The sequence below is a fragment of the Duganella sp. Root336D2 genome, from assembly GCF_001425005.1.
GTDB lineage: Bacteria > Pseudomonadota > Gammaproteobacteria > Burkholderiales > Burkholderiaceae_D > Rugamonas.
In genome coordinates, this window is sequence record NZ_LMDB01000035.1 from 201180 (window position 1) to 215249 (window position 14070).

The following is a 14070-nucleotide window of genomic DNA, read 5'->3' on the forward strand; positions in this document are numbered from 1 at the left end:
TCCTCGTTAGCGGCGGTAAGTGATCGGGCGGCCCGCTTCGGACAACACGATCTCGACCCGGCGGTTCATCTGGCGTTCGCCGGCCGTGGCATTGCCGGCCACCGGGTAGGCTTCGCCGTAGCCGCGCGTTTCGATGCGCGCGCGCGCCACGCCCATCTGGCCCAGCGCCACGCGGATCGCCTCGGCGCGCCGCTGCGACAGCTGCAGGTTGTAGGCATCGCTGCCGGTGCTATCGGTAAAGCCTTCGACCAGCACGGTGCGGTCCGGGTTATCGCGCAGCACATCGGCCAGGCGCTGGGCCACTGCCATGCCCTGCGAAGTCAGGTTGGCCTGGTCGACATTGAACAGCACATCGCCAAAGGTGATGACGATGCCGCGTTCGGTCTGCTTGGCTTGCAGCTCGGACAGCGCGGCGGCCAGCGCAGCGGCGCGGGACTGGGCCTCGCGCGTGGCGGCTTCGGCGCTGGCGGCCTGGTTCTGCGCGTTCTCGGCATCCATGCGCGCCTGCTCGGCACGCCGCTGGGCCGCTTCGGCTTCCGCGGTGCGGGCCTGCAGGCGCACCTGGTCACGCTGGGTGGCGGCGTCCTTCACCTGGTCTTCGGCAGACTTGGCACGCGCGACTTCTTCGGCGCTGGCGGTCTTCTGCTTGGCGATATAGGCCAGCTTGTCGATCTCGGCCAAGCTTTCGTTGCGCGCGGCGGCGGTATTGGCCTGGTCCATGGCGCGGGTAGCGGCCGCCAGCTCGGCTATGGCGTACTTGGCCACGATCGGGTTGCCCTGCGCCTGGGCATAGTTGGCACGCGCGGTTTCCAGCTCACCAGTGGTGGTCGGGGTGGTGCTGCAGGCTGCCAGGGCCAAGGCCGCTGCCAGTGCAACAGGTTTGAAGTTTGGCTTGAACATGGTGGCTCCTTTCTCAGCGAGTCATGGTGCTGTTGGCGCGATCGAGTTCTTCGCGCAGCACACGGATATCGTCTTGCAGTTGATTGGCGGCCTCGGTGGCCTTGGCACTGCTGGCCTTGCTTTGCGCCAGCTTGGCGTCGGCCTGCGCCTGTTGTGCCAGGTCCTGGGCGGTGCGGTAATCCTTGGCTGCCAGCGCCTGGTTAGCGCGCAGCATCTTGTCGCGCGCTGCCGCCATCTCGGCCGGAGCCAGTTCCGGTGCGCCAGTCGAGGCTGCGGCTTCCACTGCCGTGCGCGACGATGCTACTTCGGCCGTGGCCGGGGTCTTCATGCTGCTGCAACCAGCCAACGCGATCACGCAAGCGGCGCAGGCGGTAGTCAACAGTGACAGGCGATTCAGCGAATCCATTGTTGTTCTCCTCAAAGCGATTGGGGTATTGCAGTTATATAAGCTGTCCCCGCTGGGTTCAGTACGGTGCCGCACATTGAAGTCGGGCTGCCCGGTGTAGCCTGTCGCTATGGCACATACAATTTCTCGCCGTGCAAAGATAAGCCTGGCTGTGCTGGGCTTTCTCGTGGCCATTCCGGCGGTGGCCCTGGTGATCCTGTTGAACTATGACTGGAACCGCGCCCGCCCCTGGCTGGGTGCGCGTGCCACGGAAGCGCTGCAAAGGCCCGTGCAGTTACGCGGCAATTTGTCGCTGACCTGGCAAAAACAGCCACTGCCGCAACAGGCGCGCAGCTGGCGCGACCATATCCCCTGGCCGCACCTGGTGGCGCAGGACGTCCACGTGGGTAACCCTGCCGGGCTGCCGCAGGGCGACACTGCTGCCGCGCAAAGCCTGGCATTCTCACTGAGCCCGTTTGCCCTGCTGGGCCGCAAGATCGCCATTCCCGAACTGCGTTTCGACCAGCCGCAACTGGCGCTGCTGCGCCAGGCTGACGGCAAGAACAACTGGACCCTGCCCAAGCGCCCGCCATCGGAGTGGCGCATGGAGCTGGACCGGGTAGTGTTCACGCGCGGCACCATCAAGCTTGACGATGCGCAGCAGGATATCGCTGCCACCGCCCACGTCGACACCCTCGACAACGATCCCCGCTACGGCGTGCAATGGACGCTGGCCGGCAAATGGAACAAGCAGGATATCCGCGGCAAGGGCAAGACCGGCGCCGTGCTGGCCTTGCGCGACACCGCCCTGCCCTTCCCGATCCAGGCCGATGCCAAGGTCGGCCTGGTCAGCGTGGCGGCGCAAGGCACGCTGACCAACCCGGCCCAGCTCGCCGCCATCGACTTGCAGCTCAAGGTTGGCGGCGCCTCGGCCGCGCGCCTGTATGCGCTGACCGGGCTGCTGTTGCCGGAAACCCCGCCCTTCACCACCGCCGGGCGCCTGAGCGGCCACCTGGCCGAAGGCGCCAGCCAGTGGACTTACGAGAAATTCACCGGCCGCGTCGGCGACAGCGATATCGCCGGCACCCTGTCGTTCCAGCAGCGCCAGCCGCGCGGGCTGCTGACCGGCTCGGTGCATTCGCGCCTGCTGCAATTCACCGACCTGGGTCCGCTGATCGGCGCCGACTCCAACGCCAGGAAAGAAGAGCGCGGCGTGGCAGCGGTGCAGCCGGCCGGCAAGCTATTGCCGGTGGAAACCTTCAAGACCGAACGCTGGACGGCCATCGATGCCGATGTCAGCTTCCGCGCCGAACGCATCGTGCGCACCAAGGAACTGCCGCTCAGCAAGCTGCAAACCGAATTCCACCTGAAGGATGGCGTGCTGCGCCTGACGCCGCTCAACTTCGAATTTGCCGGCGGCCAGGTCGCCTCCAAAGCCACCCTGGACGGCAGCAGCGGCCAGGCCGTGGCCGCCACGCTTGACGCCACCGCCCGCCATATCAAGCTCAGGCAACTGCTGCCCAAGCTGCCCGAACTCAAGCAGGCCACCATTGGCGAAATCAATGCCGCCGCCAAACTGACCGCCACAGGCAATTCGGTGTCGACCATGCTGGCCCATTCGAACGGCGAACTGAAAACCCTGGTCAACGACGGCACCGTCAGCAAACTGCTGCTGGAACAAATGGGCCTGAACATCGGCAATATCGTGCTGACCAAACTGTTTGGCGACAAGCCGGTACACCTGAACTGCCTGGCCGGCGACTTCGGCGTGCGCGACGGCCTGGCACAAACGCGCTATTTCATTGCCGACACGGAAGACGCGACCGTGCGCATCAATGGCGCAGTCAACCTGGCCAGTGAAAAAATCGACCTGACGCTGAAACCCGAAAGCAAGGGCCTGCGCATCATCTCGCTGCGCGCGCCGATCTATGTGCGCGGTTCGCTCAAGCAGCCCGACGTCGACATCGACAAGGGCGTGATTGCGATGCGGGCCGGCGGTGCGCTGGCGCTCGGCGCCCTCGCGGCACCGGTGGCGGCGCTGGCGCCGCTGATCAGCGCCGGCGGCGAAGGCGACAACCAGTGCGCCGCCCTGCTGGCAGCGGCCCGCGAAAAACCCAAGGCGCCGCCGCCCGGCAAGACGCAAAGGTAACAAGCCGTTACACCGTGAAATAGCGAACAGATCACATCCGGCCCGCGCCGTAAGCTGGAACCAGTATTCCAAGTTACGGAGGAAACATCATGAAAACCAAACAGATTGCTGCCCGCCTTGCCATCGCAAGCGCCCTGCTGGGCCTGGGCGCCTGCTCCTCGATGTCGCAACAGGATAAGAACACGGCCATTGGCGCCGGTGTCGGTGCGGTCGCCGGTTCCGTGCTGACTGGCGGCTCCACCACCGGTGCGGTGGGTGGCGCCGTGGTCGGTGGCGTGATCGGTAACCAGGTCGACAAACCACGCCGCTAAGCCGGCGTGCGGACCTGCTGGTAGCAATGGCAGGACACCGCTTCCAGGCCAGCCGGGTCCAATATTTCGATATTGCCCCGGCTGTAGCTGATCAAGCCCTGCCCTTGCAATGCACTCGCCGCCTTGGTCACGCCGACGCGGCGCACGCCCAGCGCATGGGCCAGGAACTCATGGGTCATGTGGAAGCGGTCCGACTGCAGGCGGTTGCGCGTGACGAGCAGCGAGCGCGCCAGGCGCGCCTCCAGCACGTGGAAGCGGCTGCATACCGCAATCTGGATCGCTTGCGCCAGCAGGCTGTCGGTATAGCGATGCAGCAGGCGCTGCAGCGAATCCATTTCCGCAAACTCGGCAATGAAATCTTCCGCTTCCATGCGCAGCGCATGGCCGCTGCGCTGGACCACGGCACGCACCTGGGCGCAGCGCTGGCCCAGCGCCACGGAGGCGCCGACCATGCCTTCGCGGCCGGCCGAGCCGACCTCCAGCGTCATGCGGCCTTCGGCCACAGCCAGCAGGGAGATCAGGGTGTCGAGCGGGAAGTAGATGTAGTCGATGGTTTGGCCGGCTTCGAACAGGATGTCGCCGGCGCCGAGGTCCACCAGTTCGCACAAGCCCTCGAGGTGCTCGAGGTCGTCTTCCGGCAAGGTTGCCAGCAGGCGGTTGCCGATGCGGGGTGGTGGCGATTCACTGCTTGGAACGGTATGAAGATTCAGGGTCATTGCCGTCAGCCTGGTGGAGTTTAGGCGGAGCGTATCGGCAATTAAAAAGACTGTATGTACGCTGACGCACGGAAGCAGGCCAGCCCGGCCACCACAATGCGTTTATCCAATAGGAAAGGAAGTACCGCATGGAACGAGAACCCAAGAGCATGAGTTACACCACCCACCCGCTGCTGCTGATCGCAGCCATTGCCGTGGTGCTGTTTTGCGGCGTCGGCATTGCCGCGGTCATGGGCTGGCTGCCGCAATCGGGCGCGAAGATGGGGCCTCCGGTGGCCGAAGCACCGCTGCAGGTAATGGGCGCGCGCGACATGGGGCCGCCACCGCCGCCAGCAGGTTACGCGCCGGTCGACCGGGTGGCCGACACGTCTGGCTACTCGGGCCACTCGGGCTACGCGGGCAGCGGCGGCGGCAGCTACGGCGGCGGCACTGCCCCGTCCGCACGCAATGCGGCGGACGCAGCTTATGCCGAAGCGCCCGCCGCGGCGCGGGCGCCGGCGCCCGCCGCCTGCCATAGCTGCGGTGTGGTGCAGTCGGTGCATGCCGTCACCCAGCGCGGCCAGGGCAGCGGCCTGGGCGCAGCCGGCGGCGCGATAGTCGGCGGCTTGCTGGGCAACCAGGTCGGCGGCGGTTCGGGCCGCAAGATCGCCACCGTGGCCGGTGCGGTCGGCGGCGCCGTGGTCGGCAACCAGGTGGAAGGCAATATGAAGTCCACCACGAGCTACCAGGTGCGCGTCCGCATGGAGGATGGCAAGCTGCGCACCATCGGCAGCAGCTCGGCCAACTGGCAGGCCGGCGACCATGTAAAAGTCGTCAAAGGACGTTTACAACGACGCTGATAGTTCGACAACGAACAGATGACGCGGTTGAACGCAGCAATAATGCACCCAGGATTACGGACTATGAGAGGAAAACATCATGCTCTATACGATCGCTGTTGTACTCATCATCTTGTGGCTGCTCGGCCTGGTGACCTCCTACACTGTGGGCGGTTTCATCCATATTTTGCTGGTCGTGGCAGTTATCATGATCCTGTTGCGCCTGATCAGTGGGCGCGGTATTTAGATAAGCCGGCCAAGCCGGCGTACACTAGCGGGGCGGGGACTGCGGCGCAGGACCCGTCCCGCTTTTTTTCGAGCATTTTTAACGAAGGAGAAGTTCATGCCCAATAAAACCCTTGCTGCCCTGCTGATTGCCGCGCTTGTCACGACCGGCTGCGCGGATATGAGCGCGACCCAGCGCGGCACTGCCACCGGTGCCGGGGTCGGCGCCGGCCTTGGCGCCGTGCTCGGCGCCGCGACCGGTCCTGGCGGCGGCAAACGGGCGGCCGGCGGCGCGGCAATTGGCGCGGCCATCGGCGCCGTGGTCGGCAACGTCTGGTCCAAGCGCATGGAAGCGCAGAAGCAGCAAATGGAACAGGCGACCCAGGGCACCGGCGTGCAAGTCACGCAAACCGGCGACAATCGCCTGAAGCTGGAGATCCCGAGCGATATCTCGTTCGACACCGGGCGCTCCGACATCAAGCCGGACTTCCGCCCTATCCTGGACCGCTTCGCCAGCACGCTCAATGAAAACCCGGCGACCTCGGTGAGCATTGTCGGCCACACCGACAGCACCGGCAGCACCGGCGTCAACCAGCCGCTGTCGGTCGAGCGCGCAGCCCATACCCGCGACTACCTGGCGACACGCGGCGTATCGCCAACCCGTATCGTGATCGAAGGGCGAGGCGAGCAGGAACCGATCGCCTCGAACGACGACGCAGCCGGCCGCGCGCGTAACCGCCGCGTGGAAATCTTCGTGGCCGAGCCACGCCAGCCACAAGGCTAAGCAATCCTGGACGGCCCGGGGCATGCTGTCCCGGGCCGCGCCTCACGCCCCTGGGAGCCCCCATGAAAATCCGATCCTTCTTCCTGCTTTGCCTGGCGGCCGCGCCAGCGATGGCGCAGACTTTGAAACCAGGTTTGTGGGAGCTGGATAACCGCATCGCCTCTGCCAGTCCGGAAATGATGGCGATGATGGCGGCAGCCCAGCAGCAGATGGCGAATATGGCGCCGGAACAGCGCAAGGCAATGGAACAAATGATGGCGCGCCACGGCGTCAACATGGGGCTGGGCGATAACGGCGGCGTCAAGCTGAGCTATTGCCTGACCAAGGACATGGCCGAGAAGCAGGACTTGCCGGCCGGCCAGCCCGGCCAGTGCAGCACCACCCGCACCCCGGTGCCGGGCGGTTTGAACGTGACCTTCAATTGCACCCGCCCGCCCTCAAGCGGCAATGGGCAGGTGATCTTCAACGGCAATACCGCTTACAGCATGCGCATGAACGTAAACAGTTCAGCGCAGGGCAAGCCGCAGAACATGGTGGTGGAAGGCAGCGGCCGCTGGCTCAGTGCGGACTGCGGCAGCGTGGCGGCGCCAGCGCCAGCCGCGCCGCCCAGCAAGCCAGGACCGGAAGTGCAGGCGCCTACTCGCCGCGCTCAATAAAGGCCCAGTACAGTTCGCGGGCCTTGGCAGCGACAGGACCGGCCGGCAGTTCGCGGCCGTTATAGCGCACGCAAGGCGTGACCTTGCCGAAGTTGCCGGTGTTGAAAATCTCGCTGGCGCGATCCAGTTCTTCCGGCTTGACGCTGCGCTGCTCGACCTCAATGCCGGCCTCGGCCAGCAGCTTGATCACCCGGGCGCGGGTAATGCCCGCCAGGAAGGTGCCATTCAGTGCTGGCGTCACGACCTTGCCTTCAGCCGTCACGAAGAACAGGTTGGCGGTGGCGAACTCCGCCACATTACCCTGGCTGTCGCAAACGACCGCGTTGTCGCAGCCGCGTTCTTTTGCTTCACGCAGCACGCGGGTCGAATTGGCGTACAGCGCGGAGGCCTTGGCATCGGTCGGCGCCATGTCGGCATCCGGGCGGCGCATGGCCGACAGGCAGGCCGAGAAGCCGGTGAAGGGCGGCACCGGTGCATCGAACAGGGTCAACGCGAAGGCAGCCTTCTCGGAAACCGGGATCAGCAAGCCATCGGTAGCAAAGACCAGTGGGCGGATGTAGAGTTCAGCGTCGGCCGGGAAACGCGCCACGCCCTCTTTCACCAGCTGTTCCATTTCATTTACGCTGAGCGGACATTCCAGGCCCAGGCTGCGCGCCGAGCGGATGACACGCTCGAGGTGCGGACGCAGGTCCGGCAGCTTGCCGCGCATGGCACGCGCACCATCGAAAACTGACGAGCCAAGCCAGACGCTGTGGTCCATGGCACCAAACAGTGGCGCATTGCCTTCCGCCCAGTTTCCATTGAAGTAAGTCAGATACATAGTGTTCCCCGCTGAAAGTTCCAGCTTGGGAATGTAGCACATCAGAAAGCGTGGCGCAGGCCGAAGGTAATGGCGCGGCTGCCCTTGCCGGTTTCGCTGGCAGTGCCGGCGGTATAAGCCGCGCCGTTGCGGTTGCGGATGTGGGCGAAGGATGCGTGCAGCGCGGTGCGCCGGGACAGCGCATACACCACGCCAAGTGCGGCCTGGTCGGCATCGTGATTCGGCGGGCTGCGGTCGTCCTTGTGGATGAACGAGGCCATATAAGTGGCGCGGCCGCTGGTATAGGAAATGCCGGCCAGCATATCGTGGCTGTAGAGCGACGGCGTTGTCAGCGCCAGGGCGCCATACGGGTTGGCCGGGTCCCAAGGTGAACTGCCGAGGCCCCGATTGATGCCATACGCGGCGAATACCGTGATGGCGCCAAATTCCAGGTTGGCTGCCACCAGGGTATTGCGTGCGGACAGGTCAACCGGCTGCGTGGTGCCGACCGCCTCGATCGGGTTGCGCTTGCGCTGGTGGGCAATGCGGACATTGAACATGCCGTTGGCAAAGCCCAGCGTGGCGCCATAGGCCCGATTGCGCGAGGTGCTGAATTCCGACTCGCCGAAACTGTAGATGGCGCCGGCGCTCCATTGATGGCCGGACGGCGTGCGGTATTTGACGGCATTGTCGTAACGCTTGGTGGTAAAGCCCATCAGGTTGGTCGCGGTACCGGCCAGTCCGCCATGGAAGGGATCGGCCACTTCGGCCAGCGCCTCATATTGCAGGTTGTACTGGCGCCCCAGGGTCAGCATGCCCCAAGTCCCGTCGAGCCCGACCCAGGCCTGGCGCCCCAGCAGGCGGCCCTCTTCAGAGCGGCCGGTGTCGTTTTCAACCCCGCCTTCCAGGGTGAACACGGCCGAGGTGCCATTGCCGCCCAGCGGTTCACGTCCAGTGATGCCGATGCGCGAACCTTCCGAGATGCCGGGCGAAACTTTGCTGCTGGCGCAATTGTCCTTGCAGCCGCGTTCGAGCACGACGCCGGCGTCGACCACGCCGTAGGGCTGGACGCCCTGTGCCGCCGGCGGTTCCCTGGTCTGCGCCAGCGCCAGTACAGGCATTGTGAGCAGGATGGCAAGTGCTTTCATGCTTGTCAGCTTAGGGTAAGCAGTGTGATGCAATCTGTGCGCACACAAACAAAACACCCTGGAGACCGAGTATGTCCAGCAAGCGTTGCAGCGCCGCCGACGCCGTCCGCCTCGTGCGTGATGGCGACATGATCATTGTCCCGACCGGCGCCGGCGAGCCGCCGGCCCTGTTGCGGGAACTGTCGGCACAGCGCCGCAGCTTCAAAGGCGTGCAGGTGGCGCAAATCCTCGCCATGCGCAAGTACGACTACTTCGATCCGGAAACTGCGCATCATGTGCGGCATTGCGCGCTATTCTTCGGCGGCGCATCGCGGACCGCGGGACAGGCGGGCTGGGCCGATTTCATCCCGGCCTATTTCTCGGAGATCCCATCCTTGATCGATCAGGGACAGATGCCCGCTGATGTGGTGTTTGCAATGGCCTCGGAAATGGATGCGCACGGCAACTTCGCGCTCAGCCTGGGCGCCGACTACACCATGGCGGCGCTGCAGAAAGCGCGCGTGATCGTGCTCGAATCCAATCCCAATGTGCCGTTCGCGCACGGCCAATGCCATATCCACATTTCGCAGGTCACGGCCGTGGTGGAAAGCGATGAGCCGGTGATCGAAGTCGGCCTGCCGAAGATCGGCCCGGTGCAGGAAGCGATCGCGGCGCATGTCGCACCCATGATCGACGACGGCTCGACCTTGCAGATCGGCTATGGCGGCATTCCCGATGCGGTGGTGATGCAGCTCACCAGCAAACAGGACCTGGGCATCCATACCGAAATGATTGGCGACGGCATCCTCAAGCTGGTGGAGTGCGGTGCTGTCACCAATCGCCGCAAAACCTTCATGCCGGGCCGCATGGTGGCGACGTTCGCGCTGGGTTCGCGCAAGCTGTACGACTTCATGCACCACAACCCGATGCTGGAAATGCACCCGGTCAGCTTTATCAATGATCCCTGCATCGCCGGGCAGAACGACAAGCTGGTTTCGATCAATGCCAGCCTGCAGGTCGACCTGCTGGGCCAATGCGGCTCGGAAAGCCTGGCCCACCTGCCCTATTCCGGCACTGGCGGCCAGGTCGACTTTGTGCGCGCCGCCAACCGTTCGCGCGGCGGCAAGTCGTTTATCGTGCTGCCATCAACCGCCAAGGAGGGCAGTATCTCGCGCATCGTCCCGACGCTTTGTGCCGGGACGCATGTGACTACCAGCAAGAACGACATCAATTACGTGGTCACGGAATATGGCGTGGCCCAGCTGCGCGGCAAATCGGCCAGGCAGCGGGCCGAAGCGCTGATCGGTATTGCCCATCCTGACTTCCGGGCCGAATTGCGGCGCGAGGCAGCCCGGCTGAACTACAGCTGATTATGTACGGTAGCGAACAATCAAACGTTCGCTGCTGTCTTAGACTTGCTTTCGGAGGTGATCCATGAGGGCAAGTCGCTGTATGGCGTTTTTCCTCGCAGGCTGGACACTGTTGGCCTGCGCACAATTGCCCGAAGTTGATTCGGACCAGGCCAAATCGCGTGCCAGCGCGGTACCGGAGATCGTCACCGCCAAAGGCAAGCTGCCACGCCAGACCACCGAGCAATTGCTGAAAAAGCGATGGGCCAAATCCACGCTGGACTTGAAGGGCCAGGCGGCGCTTGAAGAAGCGGCGACCGGCGTGCCCCTGATCGCCGGCAACAAGGTGCAATTGCTGTTCGATGGGCCGCAGACGATGGCGGAGATGATGAAGGCCATCGCGGCAGCCAAGGATCATATCAATTTCGAGACCTATATCTTCGACCAGGATGAGCTGGGCAAGCAGTTCGCCGACCTGCTGATCAAGAAGCAGCGCGAAGGGGTGGTGGTCAACGTGATCTACGACAGCGTCGGCACCATCGGTGTGCCGCAGGAATTCTTTGACCATATGAAGGATGGCGGCATCAAGCTGCTGGCTTTCAACCCAGTCAATCCGGCCAAGGCGCGCGGTAACGGTTGGAAGCTGAATAGCCGCGACCATCGCAAGATGCTGATCGTCGATGGCAAGGTTGGCTTTACTGGCGGCATCAATATCAGCGATACCTATTCCAAGAGTTCGCCATTCCGGGGCGGTATTGGCGGCAGCGGCCCTGGCAGCGGTCCCGGCGGCGGGTCTGGACTTGGCTCGGGCGCCGGCTCGCGCTCGGGCGCCGGCATCGGGTCGGGCGCAGGGTCCGGCGGCGCCAGGGCGCATCCCGCAAGCGATGATGATGTCGGCTGGCGCGATACCCATGTACGCATTGAAGGACCGGCCGTGCAGGCCATGCAGTGGCTGTTCGTGCAGGCATGGATTGAGCAGGATGCGGACGATCTGCGCGATGCAAAATACTTCTCGCAAGTGGCGCCGGCGGGCGACAAGGTGGTGCGGGTGCTGGGCTCCCGGCCCGAGGGCCGCTTTGAGATCTATAAAGCATTGCTGCTGGCGATGCAGGAGGCAAAGAAGTCGATCCATATCACCTGCGCCTATTTCGTGCCGGATGACCAGACCATGGAGGCGCTGACCAATGCCGCGCGGCGCGGTGTCGATGTACAGCTCGTCCTGCCCAGCGTGTCGGACAGCGGGCTGGTGTTCCATGCAGGGCGGGCGTTCTACCAGCCTTTGCTGGAAGCGGGTGTGAAGATTTATGAACTCAAGCTGTCGGTCTTGCATGCCAAAACGGTGGTGATCGACGGCGTCTGGTCTACCGTCGGCTCCACCAACCTTGACCGGCGCAGCTTCCTCCACAACAGCGAAGTCAACGTGATCGTCATGGGCGATCTGTTTGGACTCGAGATGGAGAAGGCGTTCAAGGAAGACCTGCACAATTCCAAGGAAGTGACGCTGGTGGATTGGAACAAGCGGCCCATCTCCAACCGCCTCAAAGAATGGCTTGCCCGCGTGTGGGACTACTGGCTCTGATTTTTGATATCCATCAAACCGCAGTGTGCCTTTCGGCCCAGGCTGAAAGCACCATGAATGACCGCAAACCGCCCACCTCGCTTGACAAGCCCCAGCCTGGCGATGAACATGCAGGTATCCCCATGCGCGTAATCAGGCTGGAGGTGATGGTGGAAGAAGTCATTCTAAAACTCGACAAGCTCGACCTGAAACTCGATAAGCTGGACAAAAAAGTCGACGATGGGCTGGAAAAGCTTAACGACAAGATCGATAGTGGACTGGAAAAACTTAACGACAAGATCGATAGCGGACTGGAAAAGCTTAACGACAAGATCGATAGCGGACTGGAAAAGCTTAACGACAAGATCGATAGCGGACTGGAAAAGCTTAACGACAAGTTCGATAGTGGACTGGAAAAGCTCAATGACAAGATCGATGCTGGACAGGAAAAACTCTACGACCGGATCGACTCGAACCAGAAGGAGTGGCTTAACCAGTTCGCCAAGATCTATTACATGCTCGTTATGTTTTTGATTGCGCTGATTGGCGGCCTGCTCGCCTTGCTGGCGAAGGCTGTTGGTGTTTTTTAGCTCGCGGGACGCCAGATGTCGCCCTGGCGGCGGAAGATGTCGGTGGCGGCGAGGGTGAAACCGGTGCTCTGGTTCCAGCCGTAACGCTCGACCTGGATTTGGTCGTACTGCACGCGCAGCACATTGAATGAATTTGTTTCGCCGCGACTGCGGGTCGACGTCGCTGTGCCAGCCTGGACTACCAACGCGGCGTAGCCGTCTATTTCATAGCGCTCGGAAGTATTGTGGCTGTGGCTGGTATGCAGGTGCCCTGCCAGCAGCAGGTCCACGCCGCAGCGCGCGAATGTCTCCATCGCCATTGGCGCACGGTCCACGATATCGTCATTGTCCTTATGCGGCGGCAGGTCGAAGGGATGGTGCGTCACCACCACCCGCGTGAGACTGCCCGACAGGCGCGAGAAGCGTTGCCGCAGGTATTCCACCTGGCGCCGGTTGACGCGGCCATCCTTGAAGGTCAGCGAACGTGCCGTGTTCAAGCCCAGCACGGCAATTTCATCGTCCACGAACTCCGGCGCCAGGTCGCGCGTGATATAGCGGCGGTATTTGACCAGCGGCTGGAAGAAGCGTGCCGCCACGTTGTACAGGGGAATGTCGTGATTGCCCGGCACCACGATCTGCGGCGTGGGCAAGGTGTCGAGGTAATGCCGTGCCTGGCGGAACTGGGCGCTGCGGGCGCGCTGGGTCAGGTCGCCGGACACCACCACCACGTCCGGCCGCAGATCACCGATCAATTCGCGCAAGGGCGCCAACAACGCATTGTCGACGCGGCCGAAATGCAAATCGGAGATATGGACCAGGGTTCGCATTAATCCTCCTGAGGTCGCGGCACGATCACCGGCAAGGCGGCCGGGCGGATCCGGTAACGCAAAGGCGGCGCCATCACGGATACCTCACCGTCGGTCGCCACCCGCAGGCGGCGGTGGCGGGTTTCGATCATCATTTCGCCGGCCTGGAACACGTGAAACTCGCGCGACTGCCGCAGCCGTCCGAGCAAAGCCCGCAGGGCCAGCTTCAGCAAGCCAAAGCGGGTCGGCCGCTGGGCCACATACACACTCAGCATGCCGCCGTCGATGCGAGCCCGCTCGCCGATATTGAAGCCCTGCATATGGTATTCATTATTACCGATGAAGACGAAAGGCGTGCGCCGCGCATGGCCTTGCTCGCCCAAAGTCAGGCGCACGCTGAGGAAAGGATAACGCCGCAGCGCGGCCAGTGTCGCCCAACCGAATGCCGTCCACTTGCCCCGGCCGAGGCGGCGCTGCTGCCGCTGGCGATCGCGCACGATATCCGGATACAGCCCGAGGCTGGAGTTATTCAGGAAGATGCGGCCATTCACCTCCCCTACGTCCACGCGCGCCACATGGCCAGCCGCCAGCGTGGCAACTGCCGCGTCCAGCTGGGGCGGGATGCGCAGGTCGCGCGCAAAGTGGTTCAGCGTCCCCATGGGAAGCACGCCGAATACGGCGCCGCTATCCAGCACCACCGAGGCAACGGCGTTGATGGTGCCGTCGCCGCCGCCTGCCACTACGATCGGCGCGCCGGCAGCCAGTGCTGCGCGTGCCGCCTCCATCAGGTGATTGACGTCCGCCGCCAGGGTAATGTCGGCATCCAGCCCATGGCTGGCAAGCCGTGCGGCCAGCGACTCGCGCCATGCCTGGCCATATCCCAGGCCGGCGCCGGCGTTGATGATCACAGCCATGCGG

At 63.7% G+C, this 14070-nt stretch carries 16 protein-coding genes; 9 read left to right on the plus strand and 7 right to left on the minus strand.

What is annotated here, in order from left to right; translation table 11 throughout:
• Window positions 1–6 precede the first annotated feature (6 nt).
• Together ASD07_RS21445 and ASD07_RS21450 are read right to left on the minus strand one after the other, a co-directional pair.
• Window positions 7–900: an OmpA family protein gene (locus ASD07_RS21445; RefSeq protein WP_055934920.1), complete on the minus strand. Its 894-nt coding sequence runs from the start codon at window positions 898–900 to the stop codon at window positions 7–9.
• A gap of 13 nt (window positions 901–913) precedes the next feature.
• Window positions 914–1306 carry a DUF4398 domain-containing protein gene (locus ASD07_RS21450; protein WP_055934923.1) on the minus strand — a complete coding sequence of 131 codons (393 nt, stop codon included), beginning with the start codon at window positions 1304–1306 and terminating at the stop codon, window positions 914–916.
• A 109-nt stretch (window positions 1307–1415) separates the two neighbouring features.
• On the opposite strand from ASD07_RS21450, the gene ASD07_RS21455 reads away from it, so the two are divergent.
• Together ASD07_RS21455 and ASD07_RS21460 are read left to right on the plus strand one after the other, a co-directional pair.
• Window positions 1416–3434, plus strand: coding sequence for an AsmA family protein (locus tag ASD07_RS21455; protein WP_055934927.1), 2019 nt, complete (start codon window positions 1416–1418; stop codon window positions 3432–3434).
• Between the two features lie 89 nt (window positions 3435–3523).
• The gene (locus ASD07_RS21460) at window positions 3524–3745 is read left to right on the plus strand and encodes a glycine zipper 2TM domain-containing protein (protein ID WP_055934930.1); all 222 of its coding nucleotides are present in this window, start codon (window positions 3524–3526) and stop codon (window positions 3743–3745) included.
• Here ASD07_RS21460 and ASD07_RS21465 read toward each other — a convergent pair.
• Window positions 3742–4461, minus strand: coding sequence for a Crp/Fnr family transcriptional regulator (locus ASD07_RS21465; RefSeq protein ID WP_055934933.1), 720 nt, complete (start codon window positions 4459–4461; stop codon window positions 3742–3744). The two genes, ASD07_RS21460 and ASD07_RS21465, sit on opposite strands and share 4 nt — an antisense overlap.
• A gap of 128 nt (window positions 4462–4589) precedes the next feature.
• Between ASD07_RS21465 and ASD07_RS21470 the strand changes: the two genes are divergently transcribed.
• From ASD07_RS21470 to ASD07_RS21480, 4 genes are all read left to right on the plus strand, one after another.
• Window positions 4590–5300, plus strand: coding sequence for a glycine zipper 2TM domain-containing protein (locus ASD07_RS21470; RefSeq protein WP_082507488.1), 711 nt, complete (start codon window positions 4590–4592; stop codon window positions 5298–5300).
• 79 nt (window positions 5301–5379) lie between these two features.
• Window positions 5380–5526: a lmo0937 family membrane protein gene (locus ASD07_RS31055; protein WP_139232699.1), complete on the plus strand. Its 147-nt coding sequence runs from the start codon at window positions 5380–5382 to the stop codon at window positions 5524–5526.
• Between the two features lie 96 nt (window positions 5527–5622).
• Window positions 5623–6288, plus strand: a complete 666-nt coding sequence (locus ASD07_RS21475; RefSeq protein ID WP_055934939.1) for an OmpA family protein — start codon at window positions 5623–5625, stop codon at window positions 6286–6288.
• A 62-nt stretch (window positions 6289–6350) separates the two neighbouring features.
• Window positions 6351–6944 (plus strand): DUF3617 domain-containing protein, encoded by a 594-nt coding sequence (locus tag ASD07_RS21480; RefSeq protein ID WP_082507489.1) that lies wholly within the window; start codon window positions 6351–6353, stop codon window positions 6942–6944.
• Here the strand turns inward: ASD07_RS21480 and ASD07_RS21485 are convergent.
• Together ASD07_RS21485 and ASD07_RS21490 are read right to left on the minus strand one after the other, a co-directional pair.
• On the minus strand, window positions 6925–7764 hold the full coding sequence (locus tag ASD07_RS21485; protein WP_055934942.1) for a branched-chain amino acid aminotransferase: 840 nt from the start codon (window positions 7762–7764) through the stop codon (window positions 6925–6927). The two genes, ASD07_RS21480 and ASD07_RS21485, sit on opposite strands and share 20 nt — an antisense overlap.
• A 41-nt stretch (window positions 7765–7805) precedes the next feature.
• Complete coding sequence (locus tag ASD07_RS21490; RefSeq protein WP_055934945.1) at window positions 7806–8891, minus strand: porin; 1086 nt, start codon at window positions 8889–8891, stop codon at window positions 7806–7808.
• Between the two features lie 71 nt (window positions 8892–8962).
• On the opposite strand from ASD07_RS21490, the gene ASD07_RS21495 reads away from it, so the two are divergent.
• The 3 genes from ASD07_RS21495 (at window position 8963) to ASD07_RS21505 (ending at window position 12367) form a co-directional block, all read left to right on the plus strand.
• Window positions 8963–10240: an acetyl-CoA hydrolase/transferase family protein gene (locus ASD07_RS21495; RefSeq protein WP_055934948.1), complete on the plus strand. Its 1278-nt coding sequence runs from the start codon at window positions 8963–8965 to the stop codon at window positions 10238–10240.
• 82 nt (window positions 10241–10322) lie between these two features.
• A complete protein-coding gene (locus tag ASD07_RS31860) occupies window positions 10323–11798 on the plus strand; it encodes a phosphatidylserine/phosphatidylglycerophosphate/cardiolipin synthase family protein (RefSeq protein WP_229207241.1) in 1476 nt (491 codons plus the stop codon).
• A gap of 53 nt (window positions 11799–11851) precedes the next feature.
• Window positions 11852–12367, plus strand: coding sequence for a hypothetical protein (locus ASD07_RS21505; protein ID WP_055934954.1), 516 nt, complete (start codon window positions 11852–11854; stop codon window positions 12365–12367).
• On the opposite strand, the gene ASD07_RS21510 is transcribed toward ASD07_RS21505, so the two are convergent.
• Both ASD07_RS21510 and ASD07_RS21515 read right to left on the minus strand, forming a co-directional pair.
• Window positions 12364–13173, minus strand: coding sequence for a metallophosphoesterase (locus ASD07_RS21510; RefSeq protein ID WP_055934957.1), 810 nt, complete (start codon window positions 13171–13173; stop codon window positions 12364–12366). The two genes, ASD07_RS21505 and ASD07_RS21510, sit on opposite strands and share 4 nt — an antisense overlap.
• Complete coding sequence (locus ASD07_RS21515; RefSeq protein WP_055934961.1) at window positions 13173–14066, minus strand: diacylglycerol kinase family protein; 894 nt, start codon at window positions 14064–14066, stop codon at window positions 13173–13175. The genes ASD07_RS21510 and ASD07_RS21515 overlap by 1 nt, the downstream gene beginning before the upstream one ends.
• Between the last annotated feature and the right edge of the window lie 4 nt (window positions 14067–14070).

Bases quoted from the DNA above. Each gene is read 5' to 3' on its own strand.
- ASD07_RS21480 (WP_082507489.1), top strand. From the start codon at position 6,351: ATGAAAATCCGATCCTTCTTCCTGCTTTGCCTGGCGGCCGCGCCAGCG.
- ASD07_RS21455 (WP_055934927.1), top strand. From the start codon at position 1,416: ATGGCACATACAATTTCTCGCCGTGCAAAGATAAGCCTGGCTGTGCTG.
- ASD07_RS21450 (WP_055934923.1), bottom strand. From the start codon at position 1,306: ATGGATTCGCTGAATCGCCTGTCACTGTTGACTACCGCCTGCGCCGCT.
- ASD07_RS21490 (WP_055934945.1), bottom strand. From the start codon at position 8,891: ATGAAAGCACTTGCCATCCTGCTCACAATGCCTGTACTGGCGCTGGCG.
- ASD07_RS31055 (WP_139232699.1), top strand. From the start codon at position 5,380: ATGCTCTATACGATCGCTGTTGTACTCATCATCTTGTGGCTGCTCGGC.
- ASD07_RS21460 (WP_055934930.1), top strand. From the start codon at position 3,524: ATGAAAACCAAACAGATTGCTGCCCGCCTTGCCATCGCAAGCGCCCTG.
- ASD07_RS21495 (WP_055934948.1), top strand. From the start codon at position 8,963: ATGTCCAGCAAGCGTTGCAGCGCCGCCGACGCCGTCCGCCTCGTGCGT.
- ASD07_RS21465 (WP_055934933.1), bottom strand. From the start codon at position 4,461: ATGACCCTGAATCTTCATACCGTTCCAAGCAGTGAATCGCCACCACCC.
- ASD07_RS21485 (WP_055934942.1), bottom strand. From the start codon at position 7,764: ATGTATCTGACTTACTTCAATGGAAACTGGGCGGAAGGCAATGCGCCA.
- ASD07_RS21470 (WP_082507488.1), top strand. From the start codon at position 4,590: ATGGAACGAGAACCCAAGAGCATGAGTTACACCACCCACCCGCTGCTG.
- ASD07_RS21510 (WP_055934957.1), bottom strand. From the start codon at position 13,173: ATGCGAACCCTGGTCCATATCTCCGATTTGCATTTCGGCCGCGTCGAC.
- ASD07_RS21505 (WP_055934954.1), top strand. From the start codon at position 11,852: ATGAATGACCGCAAACCGCCCACCTCGCTTGACAAGCCCCAGCCTGGC.
- ASD07_RS21515 (WP_055934961.1), bottom strand. From the start codon at position 14,066: ATGGCTGTGATCATCAACGCCGGCGCCGGCCTGGGATATGGCCAGGCA.
- ASD07_RS21475 (WP_055934939.1), top strand. From the start codon at position 5,623: ATGCCCAATAAAACCCTTGCTGCCCTGCTGATTGCCGCGCTTGTCACG.
- ASD07_RS21445 (WP_055934920.1), bottom strand. From the start codon at position 900: ATGTTCAAGCCAAACTTCAAACCTGTTGCACTGGCAGCGGCCTTGGCC.
- ASD07_RS31860 (WP_229207241.1), top strand. From the start codon at position 10,323: ATGGCGTTTTTCCTCGCAGGCTGGACACTGTTGGCCTGCGCACAATTG.